The organism is Jonesia quinghaiensis DSM 15701 (assembly GCF_000423205.1).
Classification (GTDB): Bacteria; Actinomycetota; Actinomycetes; order Actinomycetales; family Cellulomonadaceae; genus Jonesia; species Jonesia quinghaiensis.
Window position 1 is genome coordinate 97,886 of the sequence record NZ_AUHN01000006.1, and the last position, 16,544, is coordinate 114,429.

18 protein-coding genes are annotated in these 16,544 nt (G+C 56.4%); 13 read left to right on the forward strand and 5 right to left on the reverse strand.

The genetic code is table 11. The features are described from left to right. Nucleotides 1-65: 65 nt before the first annotated feature. Together G538_RS17725 and G538_RS17270 are read left to right on the forward strand one after the other, a co-directional pair. On the forward strand, nt 66-1,922 hold the full coding sequence (locus G538_RS17725) for an HsdM family class I SAM-dependent methyltransferase (RefSeq protein ID WP_157544313.1): 1,857 nt from the start codon (nt 66-68) through the stop codon (nt 1,920-1,922). Next, nucleotides 1,915-3,111, forward strand: coding sequence for a restriction endonuclease subunit S domain-containing protein (locus G538_RS17270; protein WP_029068584.1), 1,197 nt, complete (start codon nt 1,915-1,917; stop codon nt 3,109-3,111). The genes G538_RS17725 and G538_RS17270 overlap by 8 nt, the downstream gene beginning before the upstream one ends. 1,056 nt (nt 3,112-4,167) lie before the next feature. On the opposite strand, the gene G538_RS17970 is transcribed toward G538_RS17270, so the two are convergent. Next, complete coding sequence (locus G538_RS17970; RefSeq protein ID WP_157544315.1) at nt 4,168-4,386, reverse strand: hypothetical protein; 219 nt, start codon at nt 4,384-4,386, stop codon at nt 4,168-4,170. Nucleotides 4,387-5,008: 622 nt separating this feature from the next. On the opposite strand from G538_RS17970, the gene G538_RS0105855 reads away from it, so the two are divergent. The 6 genes from G538_RS0105855 (at nt 5,009) to G538_RS0105880 (ending at nt 8,636) form a co-directional block, all read left to right on the forward strand. Continuing rightward, a complete protein-coding gene (locus tag G538_RS0105855) occupies nt 5,009-5,215 on the forward strand; it encodes a DUF4177 domain-containing protein (protein ID WP_035833454.1) in 207 nt (68 codons plus the stop codon). Nucleotides 5,216-5,291: 76 nt separating this feature from the next. Continuing rightward, nucleotides 5,292-5,579 (forward strand): helix-turn-helix domain-containing protein, encoded by a 288-nt coding sequence (locus G538_RS0105860; RefSeq protein WP_029068587.1) that lies wholly within the window; start codon nt 5,292-5,294, stop codon nt 5,577-5,579. Beyond that, the gene (locus G538_RS0105865) at nt 5,576-6,814 is read left to right on the forward strand and encodes a type II toxin-antitoxin system HipA family toxin (RefSeq protein WP_029068588.1); all 1,239 of its coding nucleotides are present in this window, start codon (nt 5,576-5,578) and stop codon (nt 6,812-6,814) included. Before G538_RS0105860 ends, G538_RS0105865 begins: the two co-directional genes overlap by 4 nt. A gap of 316 nt (nt 6,815-7,130) precedes the next feature. Continuing rightward, complete coding sequence (locus G538_RS0105870; protein ID WP_029068589.1) at nt 7,131-7,466, forward strand: hypothetical protein; 336 nt, start codon at nt 7,131-7,133, stop codon at nt 7,464-7,466. A 191-nt stretch (nt 7,467-7,657) separates the two neighbouring features. Beyond that, nucleotides 7,658-8,047, forward strand: a complete 390-nt coding sequence (locus G538_RS0105875) for a hypothetical protein (RefSeq protein WP_029068590.1) — start codon at nt 7,658-7,660, stop codon at nt 8,045-8,047. Nucleotides 8,048-8,054: 7 nt separating this feature from the next. After that, a complete protein-coding gene (locus tag G538_RS0105880) occupies nt 8,055-8,636 on the forward strand; it encodes a hypothetical protein (protein WP_157544316.1) in 582 nt (193 codons plus the stop codon). A 74-nt stretch (nt 8,637-8,710) separates the two neighbouring features. Here the strand turns inward: G538_RS0105880 and G538_RS15325 are convergent, their stop codons facing one another. From G538_RS15325 to G538_RS0105900, 4 genes are read right to left on the reverse strand one after another with little or no spacing between them, the layout of a single operon-like run. Continuing rightward, nucleotides 8,711-10,027, reverse strand: coding sequence for a DUF2254 domain-containing protein (locus G538_RS15325; protein ID WP_051196624.1), 1,317 nt, complete (start codon nt 10,025-10,027; stop codon nt 8,711-8,713). A 39-nt stretch (nt 10,028-10,066) separates the two neighbouring features. After that, entirely contained in the window at nt 10,067-10,591 is a 525-nt protein-coding gene (locus G538_RS0105890) for a DUF421 domain-containing protein (protein ID WP_029068592.1), read from the reverse strand. Between the two features lie 48 nt (nt 10,592-10,639). Next, a complete protein-coding gene (locus tag G538_RS0105895) occupies nt 10,640-11,773 on the reverse strand; it encodes a sensor histidine kinase (RefSeq protein WP_029068593.1) in 1,134 nt (377 codons plus the stop codon). Next, the gene (locus G538_RS0105900; RefSeq protein ID WP_029068594.1) at nt 11,766-12,464 is read right to left on the reverse strand and encodes a response regulator transcription factor; all 699 of its coding nucleotides are present in this window, start codon (nt 12,462-12,464) and stop codon (nt 11,766-11,768) included. The genes G538_RS0105895 and G538_RS0105900 overlap by 8 nt, the downstream gene beginning before the upstream one ends. A gap of 86 nt (nt 12,465-12,550) precedes the next feature. Between G538_RS0105900 and alr the strand changes: the two genes are divergently transcribed. From alr to G538_RS15345, 5 genes are all read left to right on the forward strand, one after another. Next, nucleotides 12,551-13,651: an alanine racemase gene (gene alr / locus G538_RS15330; RefSeq protein WP_035833455.1), complete on the forward strand. Its 1,101-nt coding sequence runs from the start codon at nt 12,551-12,553 to the stop codon at nt 13,649-13,651. Then, entirely contained in the window at nt 13,648-14,643 is a 996-nt protein-coding gene (locus tag G538_RS15335) for a D-alanine--D-alanine ligase family protein (RefSeq protein ID WP_035833457.1), read from the forward strand. The genes alr and G538_RS15335 overlap by 4 nt, the downstream gene beginning before the upstream one ends. Further along, nucleotides 14,636-15,694 (forward strand): acyltransferase family protein, encoded by a 1,059-nt coding sequence (locus G538_RS15340; protein ID WP_051196625.1) that lies wholly within the window; start codon nt 14,636-14,638, stop codon nt 15,692-15,694. Before G538_RS15335 ends, G538_RS15340 begins: the two co-directional genes overlap by 8 nt. A 127-nt stretch (nt 15,695-15,821) precedes the next feature. Continuing rightward, entirely contained in the window at nt 15,822-16,187 is a 366-nt protein-coding gene (locus G538_RS0105920; RefSeq protein WP_029068595.1) for a zinc ribbon domain-containing protein YjdM, read from the forward strand. Nucleotides 16,188-16,239: 52 nt separating this feature from the next. Beyond that, nucleotides 16,240-16,518: a GNAT family N-acetyltransferase gene (locus G538_RS15345; protein ID WP_051196626.1), complete on the forward strand. Its 279-nt coding sequence runs from the start codon at nt 16,240-16,242 to the stop codon at nt 16,516-16,518. Nucleotides 16,519-16,544: the final 26 nt, after the last annotated feature.

Genomic DNA, 16,544 nt, shown 5'->3' on the forward strand with positions numbered 1-16,544 from the left:
GGTCCACGATAGGAAGAGGGACATGGAACAAGAAGTGAGCGCTTCTCCGTCGGGAGGTCGTGGCCGTGGCTGAATCGACGACAGAGAACCTGTTTCGTGAGTTCTATGGAGCCTCGACGTTTATCGAGAAGCGAGATATCCCGAAGAGCTTCGGGTTCCAGTCGAAGCGGAAGGGGTCGACGGATGGCGGGTACCCAGACTTCTTCAAAGACATGGGTAGTTGGCTGATCATCGTCGAGGCGAAGTCTGGAGAACTTGGTCCGAAGTCTGACCATGCGGCAGCGATGGCCGATGTGCGCGGCTATATGACAACCAACGCCGTGCCCCACGTCGACATCATCGGCATCGCCGTGTCCGGTCAAACACAAGAGTCGCTTCAGGTTACCTATCTCTTTCGGAAAGGCGAGACTAACGAGATCGAAGAACTCGACAACCTGCGAAGTCTTGTGAGTCTCGGAACCCTGACGAAGCACTACGAGGCGACAGCTCACGGCGATCCGCTCTCAGATGCTGAGTTGCGCCGCTTCCTCGCGCGCTTGAATGAACGGTTCCACAAGGACTCGCGTGTGCGCGACACCGAGCGTTCGCTGTTCTTCTCGGCACTCATGATCGCGCTGGACGACCCACAGTTCAGGGCTGTTTACAAGTCCCAGGTCGTTCCGGAGGACACTCGGCTCGTTGAGGCGCGCTACCTTAACGACCAGATTGTTGAAGCAGTCAAGCGGCAGTTGGTCAAGAAGGTGAACTCTGAGTCCAAACAGATTGACTGGGAAGACCGATTCGCCTTCGTTAAGACGGTGGATATTCCGCTCGGTGAATTCAAGGCAATCATCAGCGATATCGATGAACATGTTCACCAGCCATCTAAGCGGGCAATGAAGCGGGACATCCTTGGCCGCGCGTACAAGATCTTTCTCTCCCGCGCGGGCAAGATGGACAACAAGAACATCATTCTTACGCCCGACCACATCAAGTCGCTCATGGTCGACCTTGCGCGTCTGGAGCGCGACGATGTCGTGCTGGACACGTGCATGGGCTCTGGCGGGTTTCTGATGGAGGCAATGGAACAACTCGTCGACAAAGCTCAGGGTGACGAGAAAAGAATCGAACACATTCACGACCATCAACTCATCGGAGTGGAACTCGACCCCATCTTGTTCGCTCTGGCTTGCTCGAACATGTTCCTCCACGGTGACGGCCGGTCGAACTTGCTGTTCCGCGACTCACTCGTGACGCGCGACAAAACGTTCACCGTAAAGAAGTCCGACGAAAAGCTTCGTGACTATGTCAAGGGGCTTCAGCCGACGAAGTGCATCATTAACCCGCCTTACGAACACGACAACCCAGCTAACTTTACCGTGTCGGCCATCGAATACCTCGAAGAAGGCGGTCGGCTGATCATCATCATGCCCGTGAACACTCTGTCCAAGGACGAGAAGACAGCAACTGTGATTTTGGGGAAAGCGCGGTTGGATTTCGTCATTGACATGCCGCAGCAACTGTTCTTCGAGCAGGGCCGCGCCGTTAGGACCTCGATCTTCGGTTTTACGAAGACGAGCAACGGCCATGAGCGCGACGCCATGGTCACCTTCGTCGACTTGTCGGACGATGGCCATGAGGTCCGTGTCGGTCACGGACGGCAAGATAGCGGCCGGTGGAGTGCCATTTCTATGCATGTGAAGAGGGCGATTCGGGATGGCTCCGAAAATGGGGATGCGCGTTCTTGGCGAGCCCCAATTTTCGACGCCACGGGCGTCCTTGACGCCCGTGGCGTCCGCCGCAACCCTTGGCCTCAGGCCCAGACGCATGATCTTGACTCGGCGGTGGCCGAATGGCAGGAAGCGCGAGCCCAACGAGACCATGCCTTTGCAGAAATGGTGCAGACGTTGAGTGTGGCAGGTATTGGGGGATTTGATGTCTAAGTGGCCGCTTGTGCTGCTCAGTGAGCTTGTCTCTCAGTATGAACCCGTGCAGGTCAGGCCTGAGCCGGACGACCGCATACGGTTCGCGGGCGTCCGCTGGTACGGTGCGGGGCTGTTCGTGCGAGAAGAGCGAGCAGGCTCAGAGATCAAAGGCAAGTGCTACGCCTTGAAGCCGGGAACTCTGATCTATAACAGGCTGTTCGCTTGGAAGCAATCATTCGCGGTCGTTAGCAACGATTACGACGGCGTCGTTGTGTCCAATGAGTTTCCTCAGTTCGATGTTAACCCTGAGATGGCGACCGCGGAGTATCTCGCGCTCTACTGTTCCTCACCGATCTTCGCCAGTAAGGCTCTCGAGCTGTCTACGGGGTCGACTGCCGTCAGCCGCAATCGCCTCAAAGAGGCCGACTTTCTCGGGATGCCGGTAGCTCAGCCACCAGTTCGGGTCCAGCGCCGGCTGGTCGAAGTCATTGCCACGGTGGATCGGTACATCGAGGCCTTGGAGGTAGAAGAGTCCTCACTCACTGTATTGCTTGCTGCGGTTCGACAGTCCTTGCTCGCTGATTGCCCCCGGGTCCCGCTGAGTTCGGTGTGCGCAATCGAAGCTCGGCTTGTGGATCCAAGGGAGAACAGCTACGAGAACCTCATTCACCTCGGTGTCGACTCCATTGAAAAGTACACAGGACGTATCGTCGGTGGGCGTACCGCACGCGAAGACGGCGTAATAAGCGGCAAGTACCTCGTCGGTGAGCGCGACGTGGTCTACTCGAAGATCCGCCCGGCGCTGCGCAAGGCAGCGTTTCCTGGCCATGTCGCTCTCAGTAGCGCCGACGCCTACCCTCTGACGCCCCTTGATGGCTTCCCACCGTCGCTCTTGCGAGAGGTTCTTCTCGAAGACGTGTTCACTGCGCAGGTGACTGCGTTATCAACTCGTTTGAAGATGCCTAAGGTAAATCGGCGGGAGCTGTTCTCAACGAGCGTCTCGATGCCTGCGACAGAGGAAGAGCGGCTTCAAGTCGCAACGACGTTGGATAGCATGCGCTCTCAGCTCGAGGCGGTTTCCTTCGAGATTGCTCGAATCCGGACCGCTCGCGCCGCGTTGCTTGATGCTCTCCTAACACGGACAGTCGAGGTGTCGATCTTGATCGACCGACAGGAAAATGACAGCACGGCCGAGGATGTCGCCTGACACCGGTTGGATCTGAGATTCAGCTACAAGCCCACGTCTGTGGGTAAGAGAGTGTCTTCAGTTGCCCCTGTATTACCGCCATCAACCTTCGAATCGGTCTCGATCAGGAGTCGGGCTCGTCCGTAACTTAGCATCAGAGCTAGGACTGCGAACCACATGTTTGTTCCAGAGTGGGCCATCGTTCAGGAATGTACTACTTCAATCAATATGGTGGACACAACAAAGTTTTACCGATCGCGGGGCTGGGTGAGTAGGTCCAGATCTGAGCCTGATACAAGCAATGCTTCAGTGGGGACCATGCGCCATAACGCTCCGTAATCAAACGAATCGATGCCAAGCATCAGGGGGCAATCGGGTCTACTCGGCGTTCGTTCTTGAATCAAGCAAGTATACGCGTTGTCACGAACGGATCAGCTTGGCCAGTTTGGGTAGGTTTGAAAGCTTTTCGGGAGGACGGCTGCCCTTGACTGCTGATGCAGTCTCTTCACTTGGCGAGAACTAATTCACATCATCCCAGATTCGGTCATCACAAGATTGAGCTATTTGCAAAATGCGCCTAGAGAGTCTGAGAATGGCGCGATACCCGTCGTCAGCTACGCATCTGGTGCGTCGGCGCAGTTGCCCAGCCTGGGACGTACATGAGGTTCAGATTCTGGCTCCTTCTTGCATGAGTGGGATGCTCGCTGATCTGAGCACCGAGGGCGGCCAGCACCCATAGGCGAAAGCTGCTTGGCAACAGGGCCTACGTAGAATAAGCGGCGGTTCTCCAGACGCTAGAAGGTCAGCGGCTCGGAATTTAGACTGTCAATCTGACATCTGGCAGCGAGACAAGAAGGAGTCCAAATTGAGAGCATGGCGTCCAACGAAGGCTCAGGTGAACTCTATTTCGGACTGTCGAAGGCGATATTTAGCTGCCTCCAAGGTTATGCATAGTTAGGATGTGCGCAGCCTGAATGGAATATGTCTTGTATTCAGGCAGAAGAATGCCCCGCGGTTAAGTTCTCCGCGGGGCATTCTTCTATTTGTGGCACATATTTGAGTACCCTGAATCGCTGTTCAGGACCAATCCTTCTTGCTGTAGAGCGTGTCGATAACCATCTTCTTGTCCTCAAAGGTCAGGTCCTTATCACGCATGTCTAGGACCACATTCTTCCAACGTCTGCCGTCGTCTCCGAGGTATGTTGCGAACTGTTCGGCTTCACCTTCCGAATCGAACTGCAAGAAATCCCCGCCGGTTGTAGTCCAGCCTTCGTTACATAAGATGGTCTCGCACAATCTGGCAGTGTTCTCTTGGGGGTTTAATGACGAACTGTTGGTGAGAAGGCTCTTGACCTGGTTGTTCCCGCCGGAAGTGAGCCCACCTAGTAACCAAACACTCAAAGCCGCGAGAAGTGCGACGATTGCCAACCCACTCGCTGCGACTAGCCAAACTTTTGACTGCGGCCGTCGTGGTTTAGTTGTTGTCGACAATGTCGATTCCCGTTCTAGTAGCGGTTTGCTGTAGTCCAGTTGCAGTGGTGTTTGATAGCGCCGAAAGTCCAGTGTTTTCGGGTGGGGCAGAAGCGTTCGAGGGTTCACCGACCTGCGATTGCCGCACCCAGAGTGTGGCAATCAAACTGCTGATTCATAGGAGCCGTTCCGCGCAGCGCATCCTTGACGGAATAGGTGCAGTTCTGAGAAAGCTACCGCCTAGCGAGGTCATACGATTTTAGAGAGGCTGAGACCCCCGCTCTATTTCGCTGAGGCGAAGAACCGAGCAGTCGAACACAAAGACTAGCCGTGGTGCCTCGTCGAAAGGCGCGACTGGTAACTAAATCATAACTCCCTGTCCTACGGAATATATTTACGCATCGAGTAGTATCAGGTGAATTCGCACAACTATGAAAGAAGTAGAGTCATGCACTATGTCGTTTTGCAGGTAGTCCTCAAAGAGAAGTTCTTGGGGACAGGTTCAGTCAATCTATCTTCCCTGGAGCAGGCAATTAATGAGCAGGCAGCTAAGGGCTATCGGCTCCACACGATTACTACTGCAAGTAGTGGGAGCAAGGGGATCGGCGGTGGCGACCGCACCCAGGCGACGATGGTGTTTGAGAGCCTCAGCTAAACCAAACTATGGCGAGAGTAGTCGCCATAACGATGCGATGTGCCTGCTATAGTCGTCATAGGCGAGGGAGGGGACTATGGCTGGCTATCGCATCGATGAGCAACTGAATGAGTTCGGGGAGCACGTGCGTGGCTGGCGCATGGTGCTTGGGTTGACTGCCCAGCAGGTTGCCGAACGTGCGGGCATCACCCGCGACACCTTGCGGAAGGTGGAGTCAGGAGACCCGAGAGTGGGTTTCGGCAACGTCGCCCAGGTGCTTCGCGCCTTGGGTGTACTAGACCAAGCCGTTAACAGCATCGATCCGCTCGAAAGCGACATCGGTCGACTACGGGCGGGCAACCTCGATAAGAAGCGTGCCCGATGACTGCCGTCGAGGTTTTCATCGATCGGGCAGGTTCCCCGCTTTTGGTGGGCCAAGCGTACTTTACCCGGCAGCGAGGTAGGCTCTCGACGACTTTCCTGTACGACGCGGGCTATCTAGCTGGTGACGGGACGAGCATCGACCCTGCGCTACCGCTTGTCACGGGGGCGCAGCACCAACCCGGGCTTGTGCGCGCATTCGCGGATAGTGCGCCAGACAGATGGGGCCGCAACCTGATCGAGAAGGCAGAACGTTCACGTGCCCGTCTCGAAGGTCGAGCACCACGCCGTTTGGATGACCTAGATTTCCTGCTCGGCGTTAGTGACGATACTCGCCAAGGCGCATTGCGGTACCGGCGCGTCGGAGAGGACGTCTTCATGGGGCCGCCAGCTCACGTTCCCCAGTTGATTTCACTTCCCGAACTACTCAACGCCGCCGACGAGCTTGCCTCAGATGCGGACCCTGCGGCCGCAGTGAAGCAACTCCTCGACACGGGCACCACCGGGCTTGGTGGTGCCCGGCCAAAGGCTTCCATACGCCTCGAAGACGGTGTGTTAGGGATTGCAAAGTTCCCACACTCCAGTGATCAATGGGATGTCATGGCTTGGGAGGCCACTGCGCTGGACCTGTTGGAGGCGGCAGGTATCAAGGTTCCGCAGCGTCGGTTGACGCGGGTTGGGGAGCGAAGCGTGCTCATTTTGCGCCGTTTTGATCGTGCCGACCAAGGGGGCCGACTCGGCTATATCAGCGTCATGACGGCGCTGGGCGCCAACGACGGCGATCACCGCGACTACGCCGACATTGCGGGAACCGTCAGAGATCTCTCACGCTCACCCAAGTCGGATCTTCATGAGCTGTTTGATCGAACTGTTGCCAGCGTCGCACTCGGAAATACAGATGACCACCTGCGTAACCACGGTTTCCTCGCTGACCGAGGCGCTTGGACGCTCAGTCCAGCCTTCGATGTTAATCCAAACCCTGATCTGTGGCGTGCGCGCGCGACCTCGATTATGGGAGCTGACACGATATCCGACGAGGCTGGAGCCCTACTCGCGTTGGCCGATGAGTGCGACCTCAGTATCGAGCAGGCTAGCGACAGAGTTTTACGGATCACAAAAATCATTAGTGGATGGCAGGAAGCAGCACGCAGGAATCGGATCAGCGAGCAAGAAATTACTATGATGTCCTTATCGATTGGCCCGCGACTTGAAGCAATTGAGGCATCTGTTCATGCCTGATGGGGTGCTTCTGGCTCAACAACGGTGTGTGCCGGTACGCGGTGGAGTTCCGCTTCAACCGCCTACCTGAGCTACTAGTTTTGCAGCGATAGTCCATGGTGTGGTCTACCCATGCTTTACCCTTCCTGGGCTGCAGTTATACTTCCTTGGAACGTAAAATTTGCGGCTTCGAAAACTTGTTGACAGCAACGATGTTCGTTCTGACCCCCTCGATCAGTGAGGTTTGTAGATCACAGGCAAGGAGTCGGGGTGTCACAACAGGTATGGGCAGAGCGTAGTTGGCGGTTTGAAGTTTTAGAGAGAGTGGAAAAATACTGTGCCTTTTTTGTTTTTGCTGATACCGGTACTTTTCTTTGTGGTGGGGCTCGTTATTGCGCTGATTACCAACCCCATCGACACTATGCAGAGGGTTGGTTCATGGGCTTGTAATTTCATCGGGATCATGGCTCTGGTCTTCTTTTTGCTTTATATCTTCTATGCAGATGACACCGAGCCTATGCGCGTAGGAAAGATTGTTATGTGCGGTGCAGTGATGGTCGTGGCTGCCGGGGTCGGAGGTTGGTTGAGAGATCGTCGTCTACGTAATCACTACATCCGTGACTTCAGGGTGCAAGAGGAAGCTCTGGCGGTACTCGAACGGCATCGTCGCTAACGCGATTGGCGTTGTGTGGATCTCGGCGGCGACGTGTGTGAGCGGCCGTTAGTTTGGCTGGCTCTTCGATAGACCACATGAAAGGGCAATTGAAGAGCCAAAGCCATCCGCCTGCCTGACGGTGTGACAGAAGTGATCACTGATGAGCGAGCCAGGTGTCGCTTTCCATGTTGCGGAAATAGGATAATTCCATGTACTCAAGGAATTTAGTCAAAAACTCGGTTTTGGTCGCTGTTCTCGTGGTTTCACTCGCAGCGTGCGGAACCGGTTCAAGTGCGCAAGATGACATGGATTTCCCACACACCGAAACGCAACTGGATGGGTACCCTGAAGCGCTCTTGATCGGTGACTTGGTCATCGAAAAAGTTGATGACAGTTATTGTCCTCGTGTTGAGTCTGAAGAGGGAACCACGCATTTACTCGTGCTGCCGCCCTCCGCAAAAGTTGACGCGAACAGCGTTACGGTGGGTGATCAGGTGCGTAACCTTGGCGCCGTTGAGGTTGGTGGCGGCGTCATGGGTGGTGAATTTGACGATGCAGGGTGTGAACGAGGCACCGAACCATGGCTGGTTTCCCCATAACAACACAATGCGTCACCATTTAGCACTCGCCGTCATCGTTGGAGCTACTCTCACAGGGTGCGCTCCATCAACCAGCGCGCCAAACAATGAAGGACCACTGGAAATGTCGAGCCCGGAGCCTGGGGCGCGCATCGTGACACTGATCGCTGAGAGTGATGGCCGCGAGCGCGCGGTCGGTAACATTCGTGCGGTGAACACGTCTGATTCCGGCAACGTGGTGATTACAGATGTGACGGCTCATGAGCCGCTCAACGTCGAGATTGGTGTGGCAAAGATGTTGCGACTCAACAATCCGGGTGTTGAGGTTGCGGGGACTGGTTACCCGATCCCGCCTTTACCCGCCGATGATGGGTTTGAGACCACCTACCCCGCATGGGAGGCAACCATTGACGCACGCGGTGCTGAAGTTTTTCCAGGTGAGCGGGTCAATCTTGTTGTTGGTATTCAGCAGGTTGATGAGTCTCGGTGCAGCATCATCAATGGTGTTGATGTCACGTATGAGGTCAATGGGGTTGCGTACGTGGAGGCGTGGAACACGGCTTATGTCATTGAGGTGGTTGATGGTGACGGGTGCATGCGGGACTCGTAAAGCCCTCAACATCACCGGCGACTGACCTCACTCGAGTGTCTCGGTGCAGCATGCAACACCTACGTTGTGCAGTTTTAGATCTGGCTGATGCGTGTTGTGAGCCTCTGTTGAATATTGTTTTCGAGCGTGGAGGAGGACACCGTCTTCTTCACCCGGATGAGTTCGTTCTGAACGGCGGCTTTGTGGGCTGAGAGCGAGTTCTCTGTGAAACTTTCCTTGATCTCTCCCAACATGTTTATGGTTCTTTCTGCGGTTCGAGGGTCTGTGAACGCGTAGGTTAACAATTGGTCCATGGTGAGTTGGAGAAGGTCCACAAAGCTGGGTAGTTCTACGCGCAACCTGGGGCTGCCATGATCATCTGTGATGGATTTCGGCCCGGTAATGCGTGTAGTCAGGTAGCACAAGACGGCGGAAATATGGCCGAGTGCGTGCACTGCGGTTGTGGGGTCATTAATACCTGGTGATAGTGCTTTGTCTGTGACATCAAGGAGTTGCTGTAAACCAAATGATGGGTCTTGTGTTGATGTTCGTTCGAACCCAATCTTGATCCCTTGATGCAGTGCCTTTTCAAGGTGTTGGAGTTGGTCTCTGTCCACTGTTGTGTTCTCGATGGGCCAAGCCCGCGCGATCGGCAGCCCTGAGATGATGGAGGTGCCAGGTGCTATGTCAACAGAAATGAAGCATTGGGATCGTTGTGCAGCAGCGGCTAGTGCTTTGTCGTCGATGCGTGTCACAAACCCGGAGGCTTGGGCTTTCAATGGCCAACTTTGGGTCTGGGGGACGGGGTGGCCGTTTTGGGTCTGGCGTTTTTCGCTATACACCCGAGCGAGGGTAGTTGTTGTGTCGCTGTGAACATTTTTCAGCATTGTTTCTACGCGAATCTGGCGTGTGAGGTGGGCTAGAAAGAGGATGAGTCCCACGACGCTTGCAACAGTGAGGAGGAACGCAACGGTGACCGAAATTTCTGGGACGAAGCCGTCACCTTCGCTTGTTTCTACTCGAATGCTCCGCAGCACTGTCAGCGAATAAACGAAAGTGGCGAGAAAGAGTGCCAGGGTGTTGTGAACGAATCGGTCCTGTGTGAATGTGCGCAGCAGCCGGGGCGAAAACTGGCTGCTCGCTAGTTGAAGGGTTACTACTGTCAATGAGAAAGTCAGCGACGTGACGGTGATGAGTGAACCGGCAATGGTTTCCAGCATCGAGCGGGCAGCTTCGGGGTCTCCACCAAAAAGGACACCAGAAACAGCGGGTGGGAGGCTGTCATCAGTGATGCGGTCAATGTGGGGCAGTAGTTGGCCGAGTGTTACTGCAATGGCGATAAAGAAAACTGGTACAGGCCACAATTGTGTCCGAAGCGATTCACGCGTTGACTGCACATCTAGTTTTGCCATGGTGATGCCTCATCGTTGACTAATCAAAATACTGGTTCATTATCCGTTGTTATGCTGAAACCCCGCGACTCCAGCAAGTGATGATCCGTTGCCAAGCGAACCTTTCTGAATGACACTGATTTTGCCGTTTGTTTCTAAGACCACAGCTGCAACGTTGGTGGTGTCACCGGCTCCTGCGCCACGGATTGCCTGGAGAACTTCAGATTCAGTGAGCCGGTTTCTCCGTAGTTCGTCTGTTTGTAGGCGCCCGTCAACCACAAGTGCTGTTGGCCATGCGGTGATTGCGTTGCGCGCACCGGGTAGGCGGGTGGACACCCACGCCATCACGAGTTGTAGGCCGGCGAGAAGGAGGAGTGCGGTCAACCCTTCAACGTATGAAACGTCGCTACTGAGCAAAATGCTGGCAAGCGTGGAACCCAATGCGACAGTAATGACGAAGTCGAAAGCGTTAAGTTGGCTCAGAGTTCTTTTGCCGGAAATCCGCAACAACCCTATGAGCGATGCGTATGTCACGGTCCCTACGAGGAGGACACGGAAGACGTCAGCCCACGAATCAAACCACATGACAACTCCTGAGAACTCGACTAACTGGTGTTAGTTGAGCCTGACACATCACCCATGAGTCTGCGACCTGCGGTTGTTAGAAACGGCGTTCCCTTCGGCGCTGGGCAACGCAACATAGATCCTTAAACCGCCATGCTCCCGTGGCGCCAAGTCCAGTTGGCCGTTGTGTGATTCCACGATGCGCGCAACGATTGCTAGCCCTAACCCGACCCCGTTTTCGGCGGGGCCATGTGTGTAGCGGGTGCGTTCGCTGCCGCGTTGGAATGGTTCGGTGAATGTGGCGACCTGAAGGGGTGACAGGTGGGCGCCGCTGTTCTCAACGATGAGCACGCATCGGTCAGCCACCATACCTGTGCGGATGTCAATAGTTCCACCATCAGGGAGGTTGTGCATGATCGCGTTGTGCACAAGGTTTGTTGCGAGTTGCGTCAGCAAAACAGGCTCACCCATGACCAGCGCCGTATTGCAGTCGGTTGTGATGGTGATGCCTGCTTTTTCCGCGAACGGTATGAGTGTTTCCACTGCTTCTTCAGCGACGAGTGACAGATCTGTCACGTCGCGTTTGTCGAGTGATGCGCCTGCTCGGCTGAGCATGAGGAGGGATTCGGTGAGGGCAATGGCTCTACTGTTGACTTTCCACAGGCGGGCTAAGTCTTCGACATGGTCAGGGTGGGGCCGTTGCTGCGCAACTTCAAGGACTGTCTGGGTGATGGCGAGTGGTGTGCGCAATTCGTGGGAGGCGTTGGCTGCGAATCTTTGCTGTTCCAGCACTTGTTTTTCGATGCGTTCCATCATGGTGTCAAACGCGTCGGCAAGTTCTCGAAACTCATCTGATCGTCCAGGCAAGTTGATGCGATGAGACAGCGATCCTTTGGCTGCGTCCCGTGTTGCCTCGGTGATTTTGGTGAGGGGGCTGAGCATGCGCCCTGCCAGTAACCATCCGCCAGTCACTCCAAGAATGAGCAGGAGCGTGAAAGTTATGGATGCGGCGGGGATAAAAGCATTCATGAGGTCGTAGCGGTTTGGAACAAAAACATTCGCGGCTCTAATGAGTGTGTCTGGTACGTACCGCAGGAGAAATAGCCACACCACGCCAAAGAGGAATCCTCCAGTGACGATGAGGAACCCGGCGTAGCTAAAAGTAAGCTTCCATCGGACGCTTAACCCGCGGCGCCTAACCACGGTCCGCCTCCTCAGAACCCTCGGGGGCATCGTCAATGTCAATGCGGTAACCAACACCGGGAACGGTAGCAATTAACCAGGGCTCTCCGAGGCGTTTGCGCAAAGCGGACACGGTGATGCGAACAGCGTTGGTGAACGGGTCAGCGTTCTCATCCCACGCCTTCTCGAGCAACACCTCCGCACTGACAACCCCACCTTCAGCAGCAACCAGCACTTCAAGAACCGCGAACTGTTTACGCGTCAACGCCACGTACCGGCCGTCCCGGTAAACTTCCCGGCGAAACGGATCAAGCCGAAGACCCGCTATCTCAATCACAGGAGGTCGGCGTTGCCCACGGCGCCGATCAAGTGCCCGTAACCGGAGCACTAACTCTTTGAGTTCAAAGGGTTTGGTGAGGTAGTCGTCGGCCCCAATCTCAAAACCGGAGGTTTTGTCATCAAGGCGATCAGCGGCGGTCAGCATGATGATCGCTGTGCCGCTGCCACTCGTCACGATGTGGCGTGCAATGTCATCGCCTGAGGGGCCGGGTATGTCCCGGTCCAGGATGGCAATGTCGTACTCATTAACGCCTAACAGTTCCAGTGCACTGTCACCATCGAGCGCAATGTCTGCGGCGATGGCGGCCAAACGCAGCCCATCGCGTACCGCTTCAGCCATGAGGGGTTCATCTTCGACGATCAGTACGCGCATACCCCAAGGCTAACGGCACCGATATATCGCCGGCATATCAAAAACTTCATACGTTCTGGTGACACCAAGCACCGTTGACTTAACCCATGGCCCGCATGACTCAACCAACTTTGCATATTTTGACCTCCGCTGTTGCCCACAACGTGGCCACAGTGCGTGCCCGCACCCACGCTGCGGTCATGGCAGTTGTGAAGGCTGACGGTTACGGGCACGGGGCAGTCACCGTCGCCACATCAGCGGTCGCGGCAGGGGCAACTCAGCTGGGGACAACAAGTCTGCGTGAAGCAGTCACCCTTCGTGAGGCAGGGCTGCGTGAACCCATCGTGGTGTGGCTCAACCCGGAGGGCCTGGACGCCGAAACAGCAGCCGCGCACAGGATTGATGTCGCGGTTGGTTCGGTGGATGAGCTCACTGAACTTCTGGCCACACCGGCGAACAATCCGGTGGGTGTGCACTTGCATGTTGACACCGGAATGGCACGGGAAGGTTGCCCCCGCGCGGAGTGGGAAAAGTTCTTCGCCCTTGCCACTAGTGCCCAACAGCAGGGGCGCATCACCGTGGTTGCGTTAATGGGCCACCTCCCTCGAGCTGACTACGGCGACCCAACCCACAATGCCGATGCGGTTGCTCAGATCCGGGTGGCACAAGCGCTGGCAGCCGCAGCAGGCCTGGGCACGCCGCCCACCCACATGGCAGCAACATCGGGCGCACTCACGGACCCGTCCACCCACTTCGACACCGTCCGAGTGGGGGCAGGTCTCGTTGGCATCGACCCATCAAACATGGTGGCACTCCACGGTGCTTCGCGCCTAACAGCGCCCATCGTGCATTCCGCGACGCTGGACGCTGGTACTCCTGTCGGGTACGACGGCTCCTACGTCACCACCCACACAACGCACGTCAGCGTGCTGCCCGTGGGGTACGCCGACGGCATCCCACGATCAATTTCGCCTGGCGCCCACGTCGCTGTCCACAACCAGCGCTACCCGGTCATCGGCAGGGTCTCCATGGACCAAATTGTTATCGACACCGGCGAAACAAGTTTCCCCATCGGCACAAAAGCAACAGTGTTTGGCCCCAGCGGTGGGGCAACCCCAACCATCCAGGAGTGGGCGACATGGGCAGGGACCATCCCTCACACCATCGTGACAAGCATCGGACCACGAGTACAAAGGACAGTTGTATGACACGGCGAGTAGTAGTTATTGGTGGAGGAGAAAGCGCCGAACATGACGTTTCACTCGGGACTGCAGCAGCTATTAGTGACGCACTGACCCGCCTGGGATTCCACGTTGATGACATCACCATCAACAAAAATGGGGTGTGGACCTACCGAGGCAAACCGTTAGGTGAAACCCCACGAGCCTCAGTAGCAGGGGCGCTCACCCTCTTTGACACCGCAGACACCATTTTCCCAGCGGTCCACGGTGTCCTGGGGGAGGACGGAACACTGGCAGCGTTATGCGCAATAACCCACACCCCCATGGTTGGGTCCACCCTGGGAGCAGGGGCACTCGCAATGGACAAGTGGGCCACAAAACTAATCGCTGAGGCATGCGGTATCTCCACCGCATCGGGCGTTTGTGTGACAGCTGCCGAAGCTGAAGAGCTTCTCTTCACCCGCGACGTTGTCGTGAAACCCGTGATGGCAGGGTCCAGTTACGGGGTGACGTTGGTGCGTGACCACCATGAGTTCGCCGATGCGATCCGAGTAGCAGCACAACACGACAATCGCATCCTCGTAGAAGAAGCAATCCGGGGCCGTGAAATAGATGTTGCAGTCCTACGCCAAGCAGACGGCACTCTCGTGGTTGCGCCGCCACTAGAAATCCATGCCGCAGGCCTGTTCGACACTGCCGCAAAATATGGGGGAAACCCACCTTTCACCGTTCCAGCGGTTTTAACAGAGCGTGAGGAACAAGACCTCACCAACGCCGCCCGCATCATGTTTAACGCGCTGGGCTGTCGCGGAGTAGCACGCATCGACTTCTTCCTCACCGATAACGGTCTGGTCCTCAACGAAGTCAACACAATCCCAGGTATGACCCCTGACTCGCAGGTGCCACGCATGTTCGCTGCTGGCGGTGTTGACTACACCTCTTTCATCGCTGAACTCGTTGCCACCGCACAGTCACCTGCCCCCATAAGCACTGCTGATCTGGTTTTCCACGGTGAGTAAAACGAACCGTGACGGGTGGCCAGACCTCGCAAAAGGGCTATGCATCATCCTTGTCGTCCTGTGGCATGTGGTGACAAAACACGTCCAACACATTGACTGGGGGAGCGGGGAATCTGCGGCATCGCTGTGGGGTGTTGTGAGCGCACAATTGCTGCCACTGCGCATGCCCCTGTTTTTCCTCATCTCAGGCGTCTTTGCAGCCAGTATTGTGTACGCGAATAACTATGAACGGATCGTGCGCCGCTCAGGTGGGCTCCTTGCCTTATACGTGGTGTGGGTGCTCATTCAAACCGTTCTTTTCGCGTGGATCGCACCTGAGTTCGAGACAGCGCGCGCCCACAGCGTCAGTGAACTATTCGCGCACCTCACCTATAGCCCCACCAACCTGTGGTACCTCCAAGCACTCGCTCTCTACCTGCTCCTTGCCCGCGCAACGCGGCGGTTACCACCGGTAGTGGTTTTGGGCTGTGCCTTCGTGATCTCAAGTGCCGCTGCTGCCGGGGCGCTCCCTACGTGGGGCAACTTTTGGCAGGTAGCCCAAAACGGTGTTTTCTTCCTCCTTGGCCTGTACGGGCGGCAGAGAATACGCGATGCCGCCGCCACAATTACGGGGAAGTGGGCGATCGGTTTATGTGCGCTCTTTGGTGTGGGGCTGATCCTAGTGGGGGCACTCGACGCCCGGAACATTCTCGGGGTGTGGCCAACAGTCAGTGCGCTCGCAGTCGCAGCGGGCGTCAGCGTCTGCGTTCTCGGCGACCGCCACGCCAGCGGTGTGACACAACCGCTGCGGTGGTTAGGGCAACGCACCTTACCTATATACGTGCTCCACATGATTCCGCTGGCAATCATCCACAACGTTGTTGCCGACCACAACGCGATCATCCGCCTACCCGGCGCGGTCGTGTGGGAACCACTCGTCGTGACCGTACTCGTTGTGGCAGTCAGCATCGGCCTGTACTACGCGCTGCGTTACTTGCGGTTAGGGCGACTCTTTCGCCCTGACATCCCCTACCGGTCCAAACATTCCATTGCACCCACGCAGACCAGCTAACCTGTGAGAGAAGTTTTTAGCGTGCCTCACCTTGGCTCACCGGGCTATTTCAGCGCTTGGCGTCAGTGCCTTGCCGGCCCGGTGAGCTGAGTGAGGCCCTGCCACCATGCGATGGAGTGACGTATCAATGTCTGACGTTTTACCTGCCTGCCCACAGTGCACCGAGTCTTACACCTATGAGCAAGGTTCACTACTGGTCTGCCCGATGTGCGGCCACGAATGGTCCGCCCAGCAAGCAGGGGAGCCCGCCCCTGGGGAGGCGGTAGACGTCATCAAGGACGCTGTGGGCAACCCGCTTACGGACGGCGACACTGTCACCATCGTCAAAAGCCTCAAGGTGAAAGGCGGCGGCGGTGGTGTGGTGAAAATTGGGACAAAGGTGCGCGGTATCCGCCTGATCTCTGACGGTGTGGGCGACCACGACATCGACGCAACCGTTCCCGGATTCGGGCGTATGCAACTCAAATCCAGTGTTGTGAAGAAAGCCGTCTAACTTGTCGATGGATGACACACCCGGCGCGACGACGCCCGTTGAGATTCGTAGGATGAGGCACGACGATGCCACTGACGTTCTGCAGGCATTCCAATCCGCCCCGGATATGTCCCGTCAGGGCGACGTAAAAACACTTCACGATGCCACAGAGTATGTGGCCCGCCTCATCGCACCGGGTGCAGCGCATCATCCATGGGCTATCACAGCAGATGACACCCTCGTCGGGTTGGTGTGTGTAAGTGTTGATTCAGGAAACCGCAACGGATGGTTCTGGTATTGGATGGCGCACCGCGCTCGCGGCCACGGGTGGACAAGGCGGGCAACGAATTGATGTCGCTACGTATGGCAGGTTGCGCA

Excerpts from the sequence above, each read along its gene's own strand:
- G538_RS0105865 (WP_029068588.1), top strand. The coding sequence starts at position 5,576 with ATGACTGCCGTCGAGGTTTTCATCGATCGGGCAGGTTCCCCGCTTTTG.
- alr (WP_035833455.1), top strand. The coding sequence starts at position 12,551 with ATGGCCCGCATGACTCAACCAACTTTGCATATTTTGACCTCCGCTGTT.
- G538_RS17270 (WP_029068584.1), top strand. The coding sequence starts at position 1,915 with ATGTCTAAGTGGCCGCTTGTGCTGCTCAGTGAGCTTGTCTCTCAGTAT.
- G538_RS0105920 (WP_029068595.1), top strand. The coding sequence starts at position 15,822 with ATGTCTGACGTTTTACCTGCCTGCCCACAGTGCACCGAGTCTTACACC.
- G538_RS0105860 (WP_029068587.1), top strand. The coding sequence starts at position 5,292 with ATGGCTGGCTATCGCATCGATGAGCAACTGAATGAGTTCGGGGAGCAC.
- G538_RS0105890 (WP_029068592.1), bottom strand. The coding sequence starts at position 10,591 with ATGTGGTTTGATTCGTGGGCTGACGTCTTCCGTGTCCTCCTCGTAGGG.
- G538_RS15335 (WP_035833457.1), top strand. The coding sequence starts at position 13,648 with ATGACACGGCGAGTAGTAGTTATTGGTGGAGGAGAAAGCGCCGAACAT.
- G538_RS0105880 (WP_157544316.1), top strand. The coding sequence starts at position 8,055 with ATGCGTCACCATTTAGCACTCGCCGTCATCGTTGGAGCTACTCTCACA.
- G538_RS0105875 (WP_029068590.1), top strand. The coding sequence starts at position 7,658 with ATGTACTCAAGGAATTTAGTCAAAAACTCGGTTTTGGTCGCTGTTCTC.
- G538_RS0105855 (WP_035833454.1), top strand. The coding sequence starts at position 5,009 with ATGCACTATGTCGTTTTGCAGGTAGTCCTCAAAGAGAAGTTCTTGGGG.
- G538_RS15325 (WP_051196624.1), bottom strand. The coding sequence starts at position 10,027 with ATGGCAAAACTAGATGTGCAGTCAACGCGTGAATCGCTTCGGACACAA.
- G538_RS15345 (WP_051196626.1), top strand. The coding sequence starts at position 16,240 with ATGAGGCACGACGATGCCACTGACGTTCTGCAGGCATTCCAATCCGCC.
- G538_RS0105900 (WP_029068594.1), bottom strand. The coding sequence starts at position 12,464 with ATGCGCGTACTGATCGTCGAAGATGAACCCCTCATGGCTGAAGCGGTA.